This is a genomic window from Tardiphaga sp. 285_C5_N1_2, from assembly GCF_052076065.1.
GTDB lineage: Bacteria > Pseudomonadota > Alphaproteobacteria > Rhizobiales > Xanthobacteraceae > Tardiphaga > Tardiphaga robiniae.
In genome coordinates, this window is record NZ_CP197241.1 from 5,943,170 (window position 1) to 5,961,289 (window position 18,120).

The window sequence follows — 18,120 nt, forward strand, 5'->3', positions numbered from 1 at the left end:
GTGATGGCGACGTCTTTCATTTGCGCGAGCGTTAGTTGCGCTTTTCACCTGCGACATTTGTGCTAGCATCTCACTGTCTGAGAAAATCACAGACCAATAAAGTTCGTCTCGAACGTTCAATAAGACATAGCAGCCGCAACAAGCTGCACAGGGAGTGACGCGATGAAATCGATGACTGGTCGATCCGTTGTTGCGTGCGCCGCCATCCTCGCTACGGCGATCGGCATGGCCTCGCTCAATCAAGCGAGCGCACAGCAAAAGCTCAAGAGCTACAAATCCGATACCAAGGAATTCTGGACCAATCCGCCGGACGACTGGTTCCTCGGTGACGAGACCGAGGCGCAAAAGGGCCTCGCGCCGCCGTCGGGGCCGCCGACCGGTGCGTCCGATGCCGAACTCGCAGCCATGATGAAGAAGATCAAGCTGCCGCCGGGATTCAAGATCGAGGTCTATGCATCCGGCGTGCTGGCGGCGCGGCAGATGGCCTGGGGCGATAAAGGCACGCTCTTTGTCGGCTCGTTCGGTCTCGGCAACGTCTATGCGATCACCGACAAGGGCGGCAAGAAAGAGGTCAAGACCGTCATCAAGGGCATGAAGATGCCGACGGGCATCGCCTTCCAGGACGGTGCGCTCTATGTGATCGATATCAACAAGCTGATCAAATACGAGAATGCCGAGGCAAATATCGACAAGCTCGGTGACGGCAAGGTGGTCTATGACGATATGCCGTCATTCGCGGCACATGGCTGGAAGTATCTCGCGCCCGATAAAGATGGCTGGTTCTACGTTCCGTTCGGACCTCCCTTCAACATCGGCATTCCGCCGACCAGCCTGTCGCAGATCCGCCGTGTCGATCCCAAGACCGGCAATGCCGAAATCGTGGCGCTCGGCGTTCGCAACAGCGTCGGCGGTGACGTTGATCCCCGCACCGGCAAATACTGGTTCACCGAAAATGCGCGGGACTGGATCAGCGACGATATGCCGAGCGACAAGCTCAACATGATCTCGAAGCTTGGTGAGCATTTCGGCTATCCGCATTGCCATCAAGGCAACATGCCGGATCCGAAATTCGCCATGGGGCACAAGTGTTCGGAATTCACGCCGCCGGTGTTGAATCTCGGCGCCCATGTCGCACCCCTGGGGATGAAGTTCTATACCGGCAGCATGTTTCCTGCCGAGTACAAGAACAACATCTTCATTGCGGAGCATGGCTCGTGGAACCGGCACAAGTATCAGGGCGCACGTATCAAGCGTGTGATCGCCGGGCCGGATGGGAAGAACGCCAAGCAGGAGATCTTTGCCTCCGGCTGGATCGAGGGTGACCAGGGTTATCTCGGCCGCCCTGCCGATATCGTTCTGGCCAAGGATGGATCGCTGCTGATTGCCGACGATTGGGCAGGCGCAATCTATCGCATCAGCTACGCGAAGTAAGTCGCGAATTGCGTGAGGCTGGAGTTGTGTCATCCGCAGCTCCAGCCTCATGTATTCTGGAATGGGAATGTGGCTCATGCATCGTTCTGCAATCGCGGCTGTTCTTGTCTTTCTAGTTCTTGGTTCTGGGTCCAGTCCGGCTGATGCCGCCGATATCGCCGCGGGCAAGGAGAAAGCCGAGCTCTGCAGCGGCTGTCACGGCGAAAACGGCATCTCGCAAATGGAGAACATCCCTTCGCTCGCCGCACAGCCGGATCTGTTTATCCAGTGGCAGCTGGTGTTCTTCCGCTCGGGCACCCGCAAGAACGAACAGATGCAGCCGATCTTGGAGCAGATCGACAACAACGACATCCGTAATCTCGGCGCCTATTTCGCCTCGCTGAAGCCGCCGGAGGGCAAAAAGCCCGATGACAATCCGGATCTGTCGGCCAAGGGCGCGCAAGCGGCGGTCGGCCGGCGCTGTGCATCGTGTCACACGGAGAGCTACGCCGGTACCAAGGCGGTGTCACGCATCGCCGGACAGCGCGAGGACTATCTCGTCAAGGCGCTGCGTGACTACAAGTCCGGCGTCCGCGCCGGTGGCGGCATGGCAGCGATGGCTGAGGTTGCCTATTCGCTAAGTGAAGAAGAGATCACTGCGCTGGCGCATTATCTGGCGCATCTATGAGGGGAAATCCGTAGCCCGGATTGCGATTGGCCTGATCCGGGCTACGTTGCGATGCTTACGCTACCCGCTGATGCTCATACGCCTTGAGATGCGTATAGATCATCCGCAGTCGCGGCACGGCAACCTTGGCGGCATCGGCGCGGGCGATGACATCGCCGACGATCTGGTCGGCCTCGATCTGCGCCTTGTTGAGGATGTCGCGATACATCGAGGCGGTCATCTTCGAACCCTCTGCTGTCAGCATGCCCTCGGTGCGTTCGAGGAAGGCCGCCCGCGGTGCGAAGCCGTTGGCCTTGGCGACGCCGCTCATCTCATCCCGCACGCCGAGGATGAAGTCGCGGCCGCCAGGTGCCGCGACGATGTCACCGACAGCGCCGCGCATGGCGCTGGTGGAGCCGGCGATTGTCGCCAGGAACACCCATTTCTCCCACATGTCCTGCATGATGTTGTCGGAGGCCGAGCCGCCGAAATTGCCGGTCGCTAGGATCGCGGCAATCGCCTTCACGCGATCTGAACTGCCGCCCTTGCGTTCGCCGAAGCTGAGCACCTGCATCGGCGCCATCTGGACGACCTCGCGCGCCTCGTTGAGCGTCGCTGCAATCTGGCATTGGCCGCCCATGACCTTCTCGGCGCCGAACTTCTTCTCCAGTACGTCGAGATGCTTCATGCCGTTGAGCAGCGGAATGATCGCCGTGTTCGGCCCAACCGCGGGTGCAAAGGACGCGATGGCGTCGTCGAGGTCGAAGGCCTTGCAGCTCAGCAGTACGACATCGAATTTCTCCTTGATCGCATCGGCCTGCACCGTCGGCGGATTCTTCAGGGTCACGTCGCCGTGCGGGCTCTTGATGACAAGGCCGGCGCTTGCCAGCTCACCGGCGCGCTTCGGGCGAACCAGGAAAGTGATGTCATTGCCGGCCTGCAACAGCCTGCCGCCGAAATAGCCGCCGATGGCACCGGCGCCGACCACGAGAATACGCATTGGGATGAGTCCATGTTGGATTGGAACGTGAAGCTGTCAAACAGTAGCCCGTCATTACGAGCGAAGCGAAGCAATCCAGTTCCTTGTCGATGCAGGGCTGGATTGCTTCGTCGCAAGGGCTCCTCGCAATGACGGCTGTGGTGTGAGCGGACTACCACTTCTCTCCGAACGGGCGGATCTCCAGCTCGAAAGTCCAGGCGCTACGCGGCTGCTGATAGAGCTGCCAGTATGACTGGGCGACCGACGCAGGCGGCATCAACAAATCGGGATTGTTGAGCGCCTCCTTGCCCCACATCTGCTCGCGGCGTTCGCGCACCCAGGCGGTGTCGACGCCGCTGTCGATAATCAGATGGGCGACATGAATGTTCTTCGGGCCGAGCTCGCGGGCCATCGCCTGAGCCACTGCACGCAACCCGAATTTGGCCGATGCAAAAGCGGCAAAGCCACTGCCGCCACGCAAGCTCGCGGTGGCGCCTGTGAAGAAGATGTTGCCCTGGCCACGCGGCATCATCAGCCGTGCAGCTTCGCGCCCGGCCAGGAAACCGGAATAGCAGGCCATCTCCCAGACCTTGCGAAACACCCGCTCGGTCGTCTCCAGAATTGGGAAATTGACGTTGGCGCCGACATTGAAGATGCAGACCTCCAATGGCGCATGCGCATCGGCGTCATTGAGGAAGGCGGCGATCTCGTCTTCCTTGCGGGCATCGAGCGAGCGCGCCACGATCGTGCCGCCCATGGCCTCGATCTCTGCCACCAAAGGCGCCAGCTTGTCGCCGTTACGGCGGCCGGCGAACACCGTGAAACCTTCGGCGGCGAATTTCTTGGCGATCTCCGAGCCGATAAAATCACCGGCGCCGATGACCGCGACAGTCGCATTGCGCTTCTGCATGATGTGCTCTCCGCTATTTGCCGGCGCCGGTAATCAATTCCTCGACCTCGCGCAGCTGTTCCTTGCCAAAGAACATCTCGTCGCCGACGAAGAAGGTCGGCGAGCCGAAGGCGCCGCGCTCGACTGCGGTCTGCGTGTTCGCGACCAGCACCGCCTTCACCTCGGGCTCCTGTCCGCGTGCGAACAGTCTTGCGCCATCGAGACCCGACGCGGTCAGCGCTTTGATGGCCACGTCGGGGTCATCCATCTTCTTTGGCTCACCCCACATATGATGGAATGCCGCCTCGACGTATTTCTCGAACACGCCGTCGAGCTGTGCCGCAACGGCGACGCGCATCAGGTTCAGCGTGTTGACCGGGAAGAACGGATTCATCGTGTAGGGCTTGACGCTGAAGCGCTTCACGAACCGCTCGGTCTCGATTTGATGAAATTCACGTTTGTTCTTGACGCCGGCATAGGTCTCCGCCGGCGAGCGATTATTGGTCGCCTTGAAGATGCCCCCCAGCAGGACCGGGACGTATTCGAATGTCACGCCGGTGCGCGCTTCGATCGCCGGGATCGCCAGATGGCTGAGATAGGCGTTGGGGCTGCCGAAATCGAACAGGAATTGTGGCGACGTCTTGGTCAAGGCGGTCTCCCGAATTTTTATTGGGTGCAGTGTGGCGCAGCACGTGCGATGCGTCCACATCTTTTATGATGACCGTAATGCTATGGCTTGACGGCGGACAGTGTCAGATCAGACGCTGTACGGTCCGTTTGCGCCACACCAGCATGTAATAGCTCATCTGCAGAACAAACATGGCGCAGAAGGTGATGGGGTAGGCGGCCCAGACGCCATCGAGACCGATAGTGCGGCTGAGGATGACGGCCGAGGGCACCTCGATGGCAACGATGGCGAAAACCAGAAGCGCCAATGGTGCGAATACCGTTCCGCTGGCACGCATCATTCCGGAGAAGGTTGTGGCCATGCCGAACAGGACCGAACTCCACAGTACAATGTGAAGCGATCGCTGTGCGAGTTCGAGGACCGCGGGATCAACAATGAAAAAGCTCATGAGCGTGCGGGAGAACAGGTAGGCGATCGCCACCAGTCCGCCGGTCAGGACGAGGTTCATCAGCAATCCGGTGCGGACGATGGCGCCGAGCCGGTCGGCCTGGCCGCGGCCGATGGCCTGCGCGCCGAAGATCGAGACCGTAATCGAGATCGAAATGGCCGGAAACTGCACATAGCTCAAGATCTGGTTGACCGCGCCATAAGCGGCGGTCGCGTTGGAGCCGAAGCCGTTGACGAGGCCGAGCAGCACAAGTTCGGCGACCGACATTACGGCCATGCCGATCGCGGAAGGGATACCGATCCGCAACACCTTGCGCAGCAGCGCGGGGTCAAGCCGTATTTTGCGCAGGAGCTCCGCGTCGGGCGCGAGCGCGTGTTTCTTGCGGCGCAGGTACATGGCGAGCCAGAGCAGCGTGAACGCGCTCGACGCGGCCGCGGCGCAGGCAGCGCTGGCCACGCCAAGCCGCGGCAGCCCAAACCAGCCCTGGATCAGCGCCGGTGTGACGGTGAGGCCTATGAATGTGGATAGTGCCAGCGCCCATAGCGGCGTCACGGTGTCGCCGACGCCGCGCATCATCGATGTCATCAGAATGAAGATGAAGGTCGCCGGCATCGCCAGCATCATGATCCGGGCATAGGCGCTGGCCTGGTCGAGAACATCCGCCGGTGTCGCAAGCGCAACCATCATTGGTCGGCTCAACAGGGCGCCGAACACCGCGATGATGACCGCTAGCAGAAGGGCGACAGCGAGGGTCGTGCCGGCCACCGCCTTTACCTTGTGGCGCTCGCCCGCGCCCCAGGCCTGGCCAATCAGCACCGACGCGCCCGCTCCCAATCCCACGACGAAGGAGATGAAGAAAAACATTATTGGAAAGAACACCGATGCCGCCGCGAGCGCATCGACGCCGATCATCTGGCCGACATAGATGCTGTTGATGGTGCCGAACAGCGATTGCAGAATATTGCTCAGCATCATCGGTGCAAGGAAGGTGAGAAACGTCCTCCACAAAGGACGCGGTGTCATCGGCAAAGGCTCAGACATAGCGGGTTCTCGGTTGGCACGAAGACATAACGGTCCGTTAGCGCGCGTTGATGCGCACGGTGTTGTGGTGGTTGATGGGGCGCGATCAGGCCGGTGGGGCGGCGGCCTGATCACGAAATGCGAGTATTACGATGTGATCGCGGATATCGACTGGCCAATTCGCGATGAGTTCGGTGAAGCGCCGTCGATCGCCGGCAAACAGCGCGCGCGACGCTTCCTCGAAGCCCGGCCGATCGCCGGCCATGGTCGACATGAAGTGATAGGCAGCATCGCGCGCGGCGCGTTGACGATCCCTGTCGCCACTCGCGCGGCGGGCATTTTCTACCAGCTTGCGTAGCGCGACTGAGGCACCGCCCGGCTGTGCGCCGAGCCAATCCCAGTGTCGCGGCAACAGCGTTATTTCGCGGGCGACGACGCCGAGCTTCGGCCGGCCACGGCCACGGGGCTCAGCGGGCGCGTCGGTTTCCGGCTCGATAGTTGTTGGCTGAGGCAGGCGGGCGACGACCTCGCGATGGCTGCCGCGCAAATCGATATCGAGTGACTTGCCGGTGGCATTGTCGAAAATGACGATCGGATCGGCGATTGCGCCGGTCGCGATCTTGATTGCGATCGCGACCTCGGCCAATGGCCCAGAAGCCAGCAGCTTCGGACCGGCAAAGGCGCTAAACGGAGGAACACTCATTTCAGTCATGGGATAAGCCCGTCTCATCATCAAGATCGATGCTAATTATACCCGGGTAATATATCTGTCAATATTACCCGGGCAATAATTGAGCGCGCCAGGTCGCAAAGGATCGCCATGCTTACAGTTCATCACCTGAATAACTCGCGCTCCCAGCGCGTCCTGTGGCTGCTCGAGGAGCTCGGCGTTCCCTATGAGATCATCAGATATAACCGGCAGCCCAACATGCTGGCGCCGCCGGAGCTGCGGGCGATCCATCCGCTCGGCAAGTCGCCTGTCATCACCGATAGCGGCAACACGATCGCCGAGTCCGGTGCGATCGTCGAATATCTCGTCAAAACCTACGGCAACGGCCGGCTGATTCCGCCTGACAACACACCGGAGCGCCTGCGCTTCACCTATTGGCTGCACTACGCCGAGGGATCGGCGATGCCGCCGCTCCTGTTGAAGCTGATCTTCCTAATGCTGCCGAAGCGCGCGCCGCTGCTGATGCGCCCGGTGGTCAATGCCATCGCGGCGAAAGCGCTGAACACGCTGGTCGATCCGCAACTCAAACAGCACATGGCGTTCTGGGAAGGCGAACTGTCGAAGAGCGAATGGTTCGCGAGCAGCGAGTTCACTGCAGCCGATATCCAGATGAGCTTCCCGCTCGAAGCAGCGTCCGCGCGCGCCGGGCTGGAACAAGGACACCCCAAGGCGATGGCGTGGCTCGCGAAGATCCACGCGCGGCCCGCCTATCAGCGTGCGCTGGAGAAGGGCGGGCCGTATTCGGTGGGGCGCTAGACCGCGGGGAAGCCGAACAGCTTCTGCGGATTGTTCGTGAGGATACGATTGCGCATCGCCTCATCCGGCACCCACTCTGCAAGCAGGTCGAGCAGCTCGCTTACGCCCATCATCACATCCCAGTTCGCCACATGCGGCCAGTCGGAGCCCCAGATGCAACGATCCGGATTGGCGGCGACCAGCTTCTGGGCGAAGGGAATCGTATCGCTGTAAGGCGGCCCACCCTGGATGCTGGTGCGATAGGCGCCGGAGAGCCGCACCCATGTGCCGTCGCGCACGAGGCCGACCAGAGCGTCGAAGCCCGGATCGTTGATGCCGCGTGAGGTCGGGAAGTGTCCCATGTGGTCAACGAGGAATGGCACCGGCAGTTTCGCAAAGCGTGAGGCGAGAGCCGGAATATCCTTGGCATCGATCAGAAATTGCAGATGCCAGCCCATCTCGCGGCAGAGCGACGCGTAGTCCTCAAGCTGCGCGAAACCCATCCCGCCGCCATAAAGCACGTTGAGCCGGAGGCCGACGACGCCGGCTTCTTTCAGCGCGGCCTTCTCCTTCTCGGGGCAATCCAGCCCCATCACGGCGATGCCGCGCAGCCGCTGGCGATTGGCGGTGAGCGCGTCCACCAGCAGGCGGTTGTCGGTGCCATGCACGCTGACTTGCGTTAGCACGCCGTAAGTCATGCCGGTCGCATCGAGCATCGATAGATAAGATGCCGCCGTGGCCTCCGGCGGCGTGTAGCTCCGCCCGGCGACGAACGGATAGTCCGGCGGCAGACCGATCACATGGGCATGGGTATCGACGGCACCACGCGGCACGGTGAACCGTGTCACGCTGCGCTGGGTCGGTTGCGGCCCCGGGCAAGCCCGGGGTTCGCTGGGGGATGAATCAGGCGTCTGCATAGAGAATACGTCCGCGGGTTTCAGGCAACGCATAGGCTGCGAGGAAGAACAGGCCGTAAGCCAGCACTGCGAAGATCGCGATGGCATTGCCGAGGGTGGTGGTGTTGGACAGCGCGCCGACCAGGAACGGGAACAGAGCGCCGATGCCACGGCCGAAATTGTAGCAGAAGCCCTGGCCCGATCCGCGCAGACGTGTTGGATAGAGCTCCGTGAGGAACGCGCCCATGCCGGAGAAGTAGCCCGACGCAAAGAAGCCGAGCGGGAAGCCGAGGATCCACAGCACTTCGTTGGTGAGCGTCACCTGTGTGTAGAGCAGGATGACTGCGATGGCGCCGAGCGAGAAGGTCAGGAACAGGTTGCGGCGGCCGATGCGGTCGGCGAGCCATGCACCGACGAGATAACCGATGAAGGAGCCGACGATCAGCGCCGAAAGATAGCCGGTCGATGAGACGATCGACAGCTTGCGCTCGGTGGTGAGGAAGCGCGGCACCCAGAAGGTGATGGCGTAATAGCCACCCTGGCAACCGGTCGCAGCAAGCGACGCAAGGATCGTGGTCTTCAGCATCGGGCCGGCAAAGATTTCGCTGAGCTTGGGCCGATCGCCGCTGGCGTTCTGCTTGGCGCGGGTCTCCGCGGCGATGACCGGTTCTTCGACGTAGCGGCGCAGATACAGCACCAGCAAAGCCGGCAGTGCGCCGATGGCGAACATCCAGCGCCACGCCGTCTCTGGTGGAAGCCATGAGAACAAGACCGCTTGTGACAGCACGGCGAGGCCCCAGCCGATCGCCCAGCCGGACTGTACAGAACCGACTGCGCGGCCGCGATACTGCGGGCGGATGGCCTCGCCCATCAGCACAGCGCCTGCAGCCCATTCACCGCCAAAGCCGATGCCGAGCAGCGCACGCGCCACCAGCAGCTGATCGAAATTCTGCACGAAGGCACAGATCAGCGAGAAGAACGAGAACCACAGGATCGTTAGCTGCAGCGTGCGGACGCGGCCGATCCGGTCGGCAAGATAGCCGCCGAGCCAGCCACCGATCGCGGAGGCAAGAAGTGTCACGGTGCCAGCGAGGCCGGCAGTACCGGGATCGACCTTCCACATCACGATGATGGTGCCGATCACCAGCGGATAGATCATGAAATCCATGCCATCGAGTGCCCAGCCTGTGGCGCAGGCCCAGAACGTGCGGCGCTCCGGTGGATTCATATCGCGATAGAAGGCCAGAAGGCTGGTGTCTTCGATTTCCGCGCGCTCAATGGCGCCGGGATCGGTTGGTCGGTTGCCGCTCATGGTTGTTTCCCCCGTTTGTCATCTTGGTTCGGGGGCGCTCACCCGCGCGCCCCTGGGGGCACCGGATATGTCATTGGACGTCAGTACCCAGATGCCTCAGCGCCACGCGTACGCGGATCAGGGGCACCAAGCAAGCCGTCTGGCGTCACCAAAATAGAATTGGCCGAAGTCTGGCCCATCGGCTCGATCACCCTGTGGCCCATGGCACGCAGTGCGTTGAGAGTCTCTTCGCTAAAGCCGCGTTCGATGCGGACTTCATCGGGCAGCCACTGGTGATGCAGGCGCGGCGCGGCCACGGCCGACATAATGTTCATCCTGTAGTCGATCACATTGACGATCACCTGCAGCACTGTCGAGATGATGCGGCTGCCGCCGGGCGAACCGGTGACGAGTACCGGCTTGCCGTCCTTCAGCACGATGGTAGGTGACATCGATGACAACGGGCGCTTGCCGGGACCGGGTAGGTTGGCTTCGAAGCCGACCAGGCCGAAGGCATTCGAGGCGCCGGGTGCTGCGGTGAAATCGTCGAGCTCGTTATTCATCAACACGCCCGTGCCATCGGCGACGAGGCCGACACCGTAGGGAAAGTTGAGCGTATAGGTATTGCTCACAACATTGCCGGCAGCATCGACCACGGAATAGTGGGTCGTGTTCTGCCCTTCACGCGGAGGCACCGCAGACAGCGCGTCGGTCCATGGCGTCGCCTTGTCGAGATCGATCGAGGCGCGCTGTTTGGCGGCGTAGTCTTTCGAGGTCAGTATCGCAATCGGTGCATTGACGAATGCGGGATCGCCAAGATAGCGCGCACGATCGGCATAAGCGCGTTTCATAGCCTCGATCAGTAGATGCAGCGACGGCGCCGAGCCTTGCCGCAAGGTTGCCACTGGAAAGCCTTCGAGGATGTTGAGTGTTTCCAGCAGCACTGTGCCGCCGGATGATGGCAGTGGCATCGAGACGATATCGTAGCCCCGATAGCTGCCGCGCACCGGCTGGCGGATCACCGGCTGATAGGCCTTGAGGTCTTCGATCGCAAAAATGCCGCCGGCCTTGTTGATGCCATCGACCAGCTTCTGCGCCACCGGGCCTTCGTAGAATCCGCGTGGCCCTTGCGCGGCGATTGCCGTCAGCGTCGCAGCAAGGTCGCTCTGGGTCAGCGTATCGCCCGGTTGCAGCGCTGTGCCATCGGAGCGCGAGAAGATCTTCACCGATGATGGCCAGCGCGCGGTGCGTCGTTGCAGATCGGGCAGCGTGGCGGCGATATCGTCCGCCACGACGAAGCCGTCGCGCGCCAGCGCAATCGCGGGCTGCAGCAGATCCGACCATGTGAATTTGCCCGAACCGTATTTTTCCAGCGCAAGCGCGAGCCCTGCCACCGTGCCGGGGACGCCGATGCCCAATGCGGAGTCACGCGATTTCGCGATATCCGGCTTGCCGTCATTGCCGAGAAACATGTCACGGGTGGCTTTGGCCGGCGCGGTCTCGCGGTAATCGATGGTGATGTCCTCGCCGGCGGCGGTATGGATCACCATGAAGCCGCCGCCACCGATATTGCCGGCGCGCGGATAGGTGACGGCCATGGCGAAACCGCTCGCAACAGCCGCATCGATCGCATTGCCACCGTGCGCCATGACATCCGCACCGACTTTGGCGGAGATCTTCTCCTGGGCGACGACCATGCCATGCGTGGCAGCGATGGGTTTGAGCGTGCCTGACGGTGCGGGGGTATAGACGTCACGCGACTGCTGCGCGTTTGTCGATGCCGGGACGACAAGTATAAAAGCGAGTGCTGCGACGCACGTACAACGCAGGAAAGCAAACAGTGCCATCGATCACTCCGGCTGACAGCGGACATGATCGCATCGCCGTCTCGAATGCTATATGGCTTGTGAAACGTACGAGACAACACTCTGTGATTCGCGGGGGATACCACGCATGGCGGTCGCCGCCGCTTCATCAGCCTCTGTGACAGCGGCGCCAAAGACCTATCCACCGCGCTCTGCGGTGATCAGCTGGATGTTTTTCGACTGGGCGGCCCAGCCTTACTTCAGTCTCATCACAACCTTTGTTTTCGCGCCCTATTTCGCCACGCGCGTGGCATCCGACGCCGCCACCGGGCAATCTCTGTGGGGTTTCGCTACTGCTGCGGCCGGGTTGATCATCGCGCTGGCATCGCCGATGCTTGGCGCGATTGCCGATGCGAGCGGCCGCCGCAAGCCGTGGATCGCAAGCTTCGGTGCGATCTTCGTGATCGGCGCCTGCATCATGTGGATCGGCAAGCCCGGCGATCCCGCTATCATCCTGCCGCTGCTGATTGCCTATGGCTTGGCGACCATCGGCGTGGAATTTGCCACCGTGTTCAACAATGCGATGATGCCGACGTTGGTGCCGCCGGATAAAATCGGCCGCCTGTCCGGTTCGGGCTGGGCGCTCGGCTATGTCGGCGGCATTCTCAGCCTGATCATCGTGCTCGGCTTCATGGCTGCGAACCCGACCACGGGGCGCACATTGTTCGGTCTGGTCCCGATCCTCGGTCTCGACCCCGCGACGTTCCAGGGCGATCGCATTTCGGCGCCGCTGTCGGGCCTGTGGTTCGTCGTCTTCGTGCTGCCGATGTTTCTGCTGACGCCGGATTTTCCTGCAAAGGTTTCGCCCGGTCACGCCGTGCGTGCAGGTCTGACCGATCTCAGGCACACGCTAAGCGATCTGCCGAAGCATCGCTCGATGATGGCATTCCTGATAGCCAACATGATCTACACGGACGGGCTGGTGTCGCTGTTTGCTTTCGGTGGCATCTATGCGGCCGGCACGTTCGGTTGGAATACGATTCAGATCGGCACGTTCGGTATCATCCTGGCCATTGCCGGAACGTTCGGCGCCTTCGTCGGCGGCAAGCTCGACGATGCGTTCGGACCGAAGCGTGTGATCACTGGCAGCATCCTGCTGCTGCTGACCTCGATCATTGCGATCCTGCTGATTGATCGCGAAACCATCTTCTTCATCAAGGTCACGCCGCCAGTGCCTGGTGGCGGCCTGTTCGCGGCGCCTGCGGAGAAGGCCTATCTCGCGCTGGGTTGCCTGATCGGCATGGCGGGCGGTCCGCTGCAGGCGGCATCGCGCACGCTGTTGATCCGGTTGGCACCGCAAGATCGCATCGCGCAGTTCTTCGGTCTGTTCGCGCTGACCGGAAAGGTGACGTCCTTCATGGGGCCGCTATTGATCGGCCTCGTCACCGCGGTCACCGCCAGCCAGAAGGCTGGCATGGCGGTGCTGGTGCTGTTCTTCGTTGGAGGCCTCGGCCTGCTCGCGCGTGTGCGGGAAGCCTGAGCCTCGAAAGTCTCAGTGCTTGAAGTGGCGGACGCCGGTGAACACCATGGCGATTCCGGCGTCATCCGCCGCCTTGATCACTTCATCGTCGCGGATCGAACCGCCTGGCTGAATCACGGCCGTGGCTCCGGCCTCGATCGCCACCAATAGTCCGTCGGCGAAGGGGAAGAACGCATCTGATGCGACGACCGATCCTTTGGTCATAGGCTCGGCGAGTTTCAGTTCGGCAGCAGCATCCTGCGCCTTACGTGCGGCAATCCGAGCGGAATCGACCCGGCTCATCTGGCCTGCACCGATACCGACGGTGGTAAGGTCCTTCGCGTAAATGATCGTGTTCGATTTGACATGCTTGGCCACACGGAATGCAAATTTGAGATCGCGCAATTCAGCGTCCGTCGGCTGCCGTTTGGTAACCGGCTTCAGGATCATGTCATCGACCACCGCGTTGTCACGGCTCTGCACCAGTAGGCCGCCGGCCACCGTCTTGTAGGTCAGGCCCGGCGCGCGGGGATCAGGCAGACTGCCTGCCAGCAGCAGGCGGATATTCCGTCGTTTGGCGATGATGGCGATTGCTTCTTCGGTGGCGTCCGGCGCGATGATCACCTCGGTCAGGATCTCGGTGATGGTCTGCGCGGTCTCCGCGTCCAGCGTGCGATTCATGGCAATAATGCCGCCGAAGGCCGAAGTAGAATCGCAGGCCAGTGCCTTGCGATAGGCGTCGATCAGGTTGCTGCCTTCGGCCACGCCGCAGGGGTTGGCGTGCTTGACGATGACGCAGGCTGCGGTGCGCTTTGGATCGAACTCGGCGATGCATTCATAGGCCGCATCGGTGTCGTTGATATTGTTGTAGGAAAGTTGCTTGCCCTGCACCTGCCGCGCCGAGGATACGCCGGGGCGGAGTTCGGGCGTGCGATAGAACGCAGCGGTCTGATGCGGGTTCTCGCCGTAACGCAGCGCTTCGACCAGTTTGCCGCCGACGGCACGGAAATCCGGTGCGGTGATCTTCAACTGATCCGCGAACCAGTTCGAGATCGCAGCATCATAAGCTGCGGTGCGCGCATAGGCCTTGGCTGCCAGACGGCGGCGCAGCGTCAGCGTGGTCGCGCCCTTGTTGGTCGCGAGTTCATCGAGCACCGACTGATAATCGGAGGGCTCGACGACGACGGTGACGTCGTCATGGTTCTTGGAGGCTGCGCGGATCATTGCCGGACCGCCGATGTCGATATTCTCGATACAATCCTCATAGGAGGCGTTCTTCGCGACGGTCTCCTCGAACGGGTAGAGGTTCACGACGAGCAGATCGATCTGCGAAATTCCGTGATCCTTCATCGCCTTGGCGTGTTCGGCATTGTCGCGGATCGCGAGCAGGCCACCATGGACCTTGGGGTGCAACGTCTTGACCCGGCCATCCATCATTTCCGGGAAGCCGGTGAGGTCGGACACGTCCGAGACCTTCAGGCCCGCCGCAGCGATCGCCTTGGCGGTACCGCCGGTGGAAACGAGGTCGATGCCGTGGGCGGACAGCGCCCGTGCGAATTCGATCAGCCCGGACTTATCGGAAACGGACAATAGAGCGCGAGTAACCTTGCGCGGATGGTCGGTCATGATGCGTATCCCGTGGGAGAAGGACGCCGCGTAGCATGGTTTCGCGGTGCAAGAAACCGCAAGGGCTTGCATGCCAGCAATTTCGTCGGGAAGGTCTGATTTACAACGGCAATTCCGGCTCACGGCGGGCATTGCGGCGGGCCGTAGTCTGCGACGGCGAGGAGGCCGAGCGGGCAAAACTCCAGCGGATGCTGGAGGTCTGCTGGGCGTTCTGGTGGATCACGATCTGGGCGGTTCGGCGCGGTCCGTCATTGCCCGCCAGGAACACGCTGTCCTCCAGCTCGACCTTGTCGTCCAGCGCCTCGAAGGTCCAGACGTCGCGGTTCGGCAATACCAGCATGACGCCGCGGGCGTCGCTGAGCCGGCTGGCCTTTACCGACGGGTGCAGATGGAAGCGCAAGGCGTAGTCGGTATTGCTGCCCTTGAGCCGCGCGCCGGGCGCCGCCGCGACGATGTCCTCGCCCTCGAGTTTCGAACCGTCCTCGGAGATCATCAGCACGCGCCGATGGGTGACGCCAAAACGCGGGTGGTAGCCGTCATGCGCGGTGGTCAGGATGGTGCCGTTCGAGGTGATCTCGCGATAACTCTCCACCACATGCGGGCCGTTGACGATCGGCGCGCCCTGCAGAAACTTCTTCATCGCGCTGCGTTCGACGAACTGGCACGATGAGGTGTTGTGATAGGTCATCGTCGAATGCGCCGGCGTGCCCCGGGCGAAAGCGCGCCAGTTGTCGCGCCCGGTCGACGGCATGCCGCAATTGATGACGATGCGGCTCGGGCCGGACGACAGTTCGAACGACAACGTACCGGCATGGGCGTCGTGGCTCACACTGGACGGTGGTGGCGGGCCGGTGTCGATGATCACGGTCATCTGACCGGCCTCGAGACGCTGGAAGCCGGTATGCGGCATATGCGCCATCGGCACGCCATGCGTGTCGTCATAGGCCAGCAGCGTCGCCAGCAGATGCGATGGCGCATTGCTCATACCGTTGAACAGTGCGAATGAGCCGTCGCCATGACGGAAGAATCGCAGCATCGGCATCATGCGATCGATCGCATTCAGTAGCGCCGGCGGTGGCGCGATGTTGCGGGCGGCAAAAGTCTGCCGCAGCGGCAGCAGATCGATCAGCAATTCGATCAACGCGCCCGGATTGCGCGAGATATGCCCGCCGTCCGGTAGAATCTGGCGCTGCAATTCGTCGGAAAGTTTGCGCGTCGCAGTACGGATGTGGCGCGCCTGATTGGCGAGGCAGAGGGATGCGTAACACAGAGCAATGAGCACCTGCAGCTTTGGCACGCCGTCGGGTGCATGCGACAGCGCGTAGCGTAGCGAGCGGATCTCGCGGCTGAGCGAGCGCAGATAGCGGCGATAGAATTTGCCGTCGGTATCGCCGAGTACCAGTGGTGCCTGCGATAGCAGCGAGATCACACGGCGGGCGATGACGTCGGCGCGGCGTCCGACCGGGCGCTTGCGCGACGTATTCGACATCCAGTCGTCGATCAGCGAGCGCGCATTGGCGCGGGTGATGGCGGTGTCGGCGGCGCGCAGATGGCGGAGCCAGCCGAAGCCGAGCAGCGAGACTTCCCAGTCTTCCGACGGCGGTTCCAGATCGAAGATCGAGCGGCCGTGACAGGTGACGATCTTGCCGGCGAAGACGAAGCGCCCGGCATAGATTTCGGCGGCGCGGGTGGCATCGGTGGTGCGCAGATCATGCGGCGCGATGATGAGGCGATCTGTGCGTCCGGGCCAGAGCCGGGCCAGCGCTGCCGATCCGCCAGACGCGCGCGACATCGCGCTCCGCGCGAAGCGGCCGAGGATCAGCCCCGAGATACGTCTGCGATGTGCGACCACGCGCGCCTTGAACTGGAAGAGAAAGGGTTGTTGCGAATCCTTTTAGCCGGAAACGCGATCCGCACACAGTACAAGGAAGCCCCCTGTGGAAGCCTCGCGAATCGGGAGATTACTCTGTGAATATCAGGATTTAATGAGTCGCGCCGCATAGAAGCCGTCGAGCCCGCCGAGCCGAGGATCGGCATGGGGCAGATGGCTCGGCAAAGTGCGCAGATCGCCCTCGGGGGTGACGATCTCGGCCAGGCCGGCAACTTCACTGGCGTCGGCGGGGGCGCGGCGCATGCTGGAGTCCTTGGCCAGCAGGTCGGCGATGGCCTGTTCGCCTTCTTCGGGCTCCAGCGAACAGGTGCAATAGACCAGGGTTCCGCCGGGCTTCAGGATGGAGGCGGCCTTCTGCAGCAGGCGCCGTTGCAGCGCCGTCAGCATGACGATGTCGGAGTCCTGTTTCAGCCAGGCGACGTCGGGGTGCCGCCGGATCGTGCCGGTGGAGGAGCAGGGCGCATCCAGCAACACGCCGTCAAAACCCTCGCCGGGATATTCGGTGCCGTCGACGACGACGGTTTCGGCCTCGAGCGACAGCCGCGCCAGATTTTCGCGCAGCCGCGCCACGCGGTTCGGCGAGCGGTCGATAGCAGTGACCTGTGCGCCGCCCTGGACCAATTGCGCAGTCTTGCCGCCCGGCGCGGCGCAGAGATCGACGATGCGTTTGCCCTTGAGGTCGCCGAACAGTCGTGCCGGCAGTGCCGCCGCGGCATCCTGCACCCACCACTGGCCGTCATCGAAACCGGGCAACATGGTCACCGAGCCCTGCAGCAAGGTTCGGACGGAACCGGTTGGAAGCACTTCGCCGTGCAGGCGCGTGGCCCAGGCATCGGCTTCGGATTTGACGGTGAGATCGAGCGACGGCTCATGGCTCAGCGCCACGGCCATTTCCTTGGCTGCCGTCCCGCCGTAATGGGCCGTCCAGCGCGCCATCAGCCAGGGCGGGATGTCGAGAGTCTGGGCGGCAACTTCGTCGATCAGCGGCTGGCCTTCACGGGCGCAGCGTCGCAATACGGCATTGACCAGCCCTGCATATTTCGCGGCCTTACGGTCGGATTGCACCATGCGGACCGAGAGGTCGACGGCGGCGTGATCCGGCACATCCATCCAGAGGATCTGGGCAGCACCAATCAGGAGCGCGCTCTGCGCACGCGGGGCATCGGTGGGGACACCGCGGTCGAGCAGGCGGGAGAGAATATGCCCGAGCGTACCGAGCCGGCGTAGGATCGTCGCAACCAGACGTCGCATCAGCGCGCGGTCGCGGTCGGATAGCGTTTTCAGGCCGGGATGGGCCGCGGCGCCTTCGAGCTGGTCGTCGAGGGTCCGATGCTTGTGCAATACGCCGTCGAGAATATCCGCCGCAATCCGTCGCGCGGCGAGGCCGGGGACCTCGGTTGGCGGTGCGTATCTTACTTGCGACATGCGAAAACATCACGACGGAGGGGGGGCAATGGCGCGGGCAGGCTCAGCATGCGGCCACTGGATGGGAGCGATTCTGTCGCATGCGAATATGCCAAATGTAAGAATCGCCCTTATATGCTCACAGTCGAACGGCAACTGTTCGACATTGATTTATGTAACGC

General features: G+C 62.2%; 15 protein-coding genes. 4 read left to right on the top strand and 11 right to left on the bottom strand.

The genetic code is table 11. The features are described from left to right. The first annotated feature begins 162 nt into the window (after window positions 1–162). Together AB7951_RS28170 and AB7951_RS28175 are read left to right on the top strand one after the other, a co-directional pair. A complete protein-coding gene (locus AB7951_RS28170; RefSeq protein WP_120287658.1) occupies window positions 163–1,431 on the top strand; it encodes a PQQ-dependent sugar dehydrogenase in 1,269 nt (422 codons plus the stop codon). 76 nt (window positions 1,432–1,507) lie between these two features. Further along, window positions 1,508–2,098 carry a cytochrome c4 gene (locus AB7951_RS28175; RefSeq protein WP_120288085.1) on the top strand — a complete coding sequence of 197 codons (591 nt, stop codon included), beginning with the start codon at window positions 1,508–1,510 and terminating at the stop codon, window positions 2,096–2,098. 55 nt (window positions 2,099–2,153) lie between these two features. Here the strand turns inward: AB7951_RS28175 and panE are convergent, their stop codons facing one another. The 5 genes from panE to AB7951_RS28200 all read right to left on the bottom strand — a co-directional run bounded on the left by panE (window position 2,154) and on the right by AB7951_RS28200 (window position 6,753). Then, a complete protein-coding gene (panE, locus tag AB7951_RS28180) occupies window positions 2,154–3,077 on the bottom strand; it encodes a 2-dehydropantoate 2-reductase (protein ID WP_120287657.1) in 924 nt (307 codons plus the stop codon). A 151-nt stretch (window positions 3,078–3,228) separates the two neighbouring features. Further along, window positions 3,229–3,966 carry an SDR family oxidoreductase gene (locus AB7951_RS28185; protein ID WP_120287656.1) on the bottom strand — a complete coding sequence of 246 codons (738 nt, stop codon included), beginning with the start codon at window positions 3,964–3,966 and terminating at the stop codon, window positions 3,229–3,231. A 13-nt stretch (window positions 3,967–3,979) separates the two neighbouring features. After that, on the bottom strand, window positions 3,980–4,594 hold the full coding sequence (locus tag AB7951_RS28190) for a 2-hydroxychromene-2-carboxylate isomerase (protein WP_199711986.1): 615 nt from the start codon (window positions 4,592–4,594) through the stop codon (window positions 3,980–3,982). Between the two features lie 103 nt (window positions 4,595–4,697). Next, window positions 4,698–6,062, bottom strand: a complete 1,365-nt coding sequence (locus AB7951_RS28195; protein ID WP_439062032.1) for an MATE family efflux transporter — start codon at window positions 6,060–6,062, stop codon at window positions 4,698–4,700. Window positions 6,063–6,147: 85 nt separating this feature from the next. Beyond that, window positions 6,148–6,753: a DUF2239 family protein gene (locus AB7951_RS28200; protein ID WP_439062031.1), complete on the bottom strand. Its 606-nt coding sequence runs from the start codon at window positions 6,751–6,753 to the stop codon at window positions 6,148–6,150. Window positions 6,754–6,861: 108 nt separating this feature from the next. Here AB7951_RS28200 and AB7951_RS28205 point away from each other — a divergent pair, with 108 nt between their 5' ends. After that, window positions 6,862–7,527 carry a glutathione S-transferase gene (locus tag AB7951_RS28205; protein WP_120287653.1) on the top strand — a complete coding sequence of 222 codons (666 nt, stop codon included), beginning with the start codon at window positions 6,862–6,864 and terminating at the stop codon, window positions 7,525–7,527. Here the strand turns inward: AB7951_RS28205 and AB7951_RS28210 are convergent. From AB7951_RS28210 to ggt, 3 genes are all read right to left on the bottom strand, one after another. After that, complete coding sequence (locus tag AB7951_RS28210; RefSeq protein WP_120287652.1) at window positions 7,524–8,423, bottom strand: amidohydrolase family protein; 900 nt, start codon at window positions 8,421–8,423, stop codon at window positions 7,524–7,526. The genes AB7951_RS28205 and AB7951_RS28210 overlap by 4 nt on opposite strands. Continuing rightward, the gene (locus tag AB7951_RS28215; RefSeq protein WP_120287651.1) at window positions 8,410–9,714 is read right to left on the bottom strand and encodes an MFS transporter; all 1,305 of its coding nucleotides are present in this window, start codon (window positions 9,712–9,714) and stop codon (window positions 8,410–8,412) included. The genes AB7951_RS28210 and AB7951_RS28215 overlap by 14 nt, the downstream gene beginning before the upstream one ends. A gap of 80 nt (window positions 9,715–9,794) precedes the next feature. Continuing rightward, window positions 9,795–11,540 carry a gamma-glutamyltransferase gene (gene ggt / locus AB7951_RS28220; protein WP_120287650.1) on the bottom strand — a complete coding sequence of 582 codons (1,746 nt, stop codon included), beginning with the start codon at window positions 11,538–11,540 and terminating at the stop codon, window positions 9,795–9,797. Between the two features lie 106 nt (window positions 11,541–11,646). Between ggt and AB7951_RS28225 the strand changes: the two genes are divergently transcribed. Beyond that, entirely contained in the window at window positions 11,647–13,038 is a 1,392-nt protein-coding gene (locus AB7951_RS28225) for an MFS transporter (protein ID WP_120287649.1), read from the top strand. Window positions 13,039–13,050: 12 nt separating this feature from the next. Here AB7951_RS28225 and purH read toward each other — a convergent pair whose 3' ends face one another. The 3 genes from purH to AB7951_RS28240 form a co-directional block, all read right to left on the bottom strand. After that, on the bottom strand, window positions 13,051–14,643 hold the full coding sequence (gene purH / locus AB7951_RS28230) for a bifunctional phosphoribosylaminoimidazolecarboxamide formyltransferase/IMP cyclohydrolase (RefSeq protein WP_120287648.1): 1,593 nt from the start codon (window positions 14,641–14,643) through the stop codon (window positions 13,051–13,053). Window positions 14,644–14,743: 100 nt separating this feature from the next. After that, window positions 14,744–16,435, bottom strand: a complete 1,692-nt coding sequence (locus AB7951_RS28235; protein ID WP_089263676.1) for a heparinase II/III family protein — start codon at window positions 16,433–16,435, stop codon at window positions 14,744–14,746. 183 nt (window positions 16,436–16,618) lie between these two features. Beyond that, window positions 16,619–17,959, bottom strand: a complete 1,341-nt coding sequence (locus tag AB7951_RS28240) for a transcription antitermination factor NusB (RefSeq protein WP_120287647.1) — start codon at window positions 17,957–17,959, stop codon at window positions 16,619–16,621. Between the last annotated feature and the right edge of the window lie 161 nt (window positions 17,960–18,120).

Coding starts and splice junctions, on each gene's coding strand:
- AB7951_RS28170 (WP_120287658.1), top strand. CDS start 163: ATGAAATCGATGACTGGTCGATCCGTTGTTGCGTGCGCCGCCATCCTC.
- AB7951_RS28175 (WP_120288085.1), top strand. CDS start 1,508: ATGCATCGTTCTGCAATCGCGGCTGTTCTTGTCTTTCTAGTTCTTGGT.
- panE (WP_120287657.1), bottom strand. CDS start 3,077: ATGCGTATTCTCGTGGTCGGCGCCGGTGCCATCGGCGGCTATTTCGGC.
- AB7951_RS28185 (WP_120287656.1), bottom strand. CDS start 3,966: ATGCAGAAGCGCAATGCGACTGTCGCGGTCATCGGCGCCGGTGATTTT.
- AB7951_RS28195 (WP_439062032.1), bottom strand. CDS start 6,062: ATGTCTGAGCCTTTGCCGATGACACCGCGTCCTTTGTGGAGGACGTTT.
- AB7951_RS28200 (WP_439062031.1), bottom strand. CDS start 6,753: ATGACTGAAATGAGTGTTCCTCCGTTTAGCGCCTTTGCCGGTCCGAAG.
- AB7951_RS28205 (WP_120287653.1), top strand. CDS start 6,862: ATGCTTACAGTTCATCACCTGAATAACTCGCGCTCCCAGCGCGTCCTG.
- AB7951_RS28210 (WP_120287652.1), bottom strand. CDS start 8,423: ATGCAGACGCCTGATTCATCCCCCAGCGAACCCCGGGCTTGCCCGGGG.
- AB7951_RS28215 (WP_120287651.1), bottom strand. CDS start 9,714: ATGAGCGGCAACCGACCAACCGATCCCGGCGCCATTGAGCGCGCGGAA.
- ggt (WP_120287650.1), bottom strand. CDS start 11,540: ATGGCACTGTTTGCTTTCCTGCGTTGTACGTGCGTCGCAGCACTCGCT.
- AB7951_RS28225 (WP_120287649.1), top strand. CDS start 11,647: ATGGCGGTCGCCGCCGCTTCATCAGCCTCTGTGACAGCGGCGCCAAAG.
- purH (WP_120287648.1), bottom strand. CDS start 14,643: ATGACCGACCATCCGCGCAAGGTTACTCGCGCTCTATTGTCCGTTTCC.
- AB7951_RS28235 (WP_089263676.1), bottom strand. CDS start 16,435: ATGTCGCGCGCGTCTGGCGGATCGGCAGCGCTGGCCCGGCTCTGGCCC.
- AB7951_RS28240 (WP_120287647.1), bottom strand. CDS start 17,959: ATGTCGCAAGTAAGATACGCACCGCCAACCGAGGTCCCCGGCCTCGCC.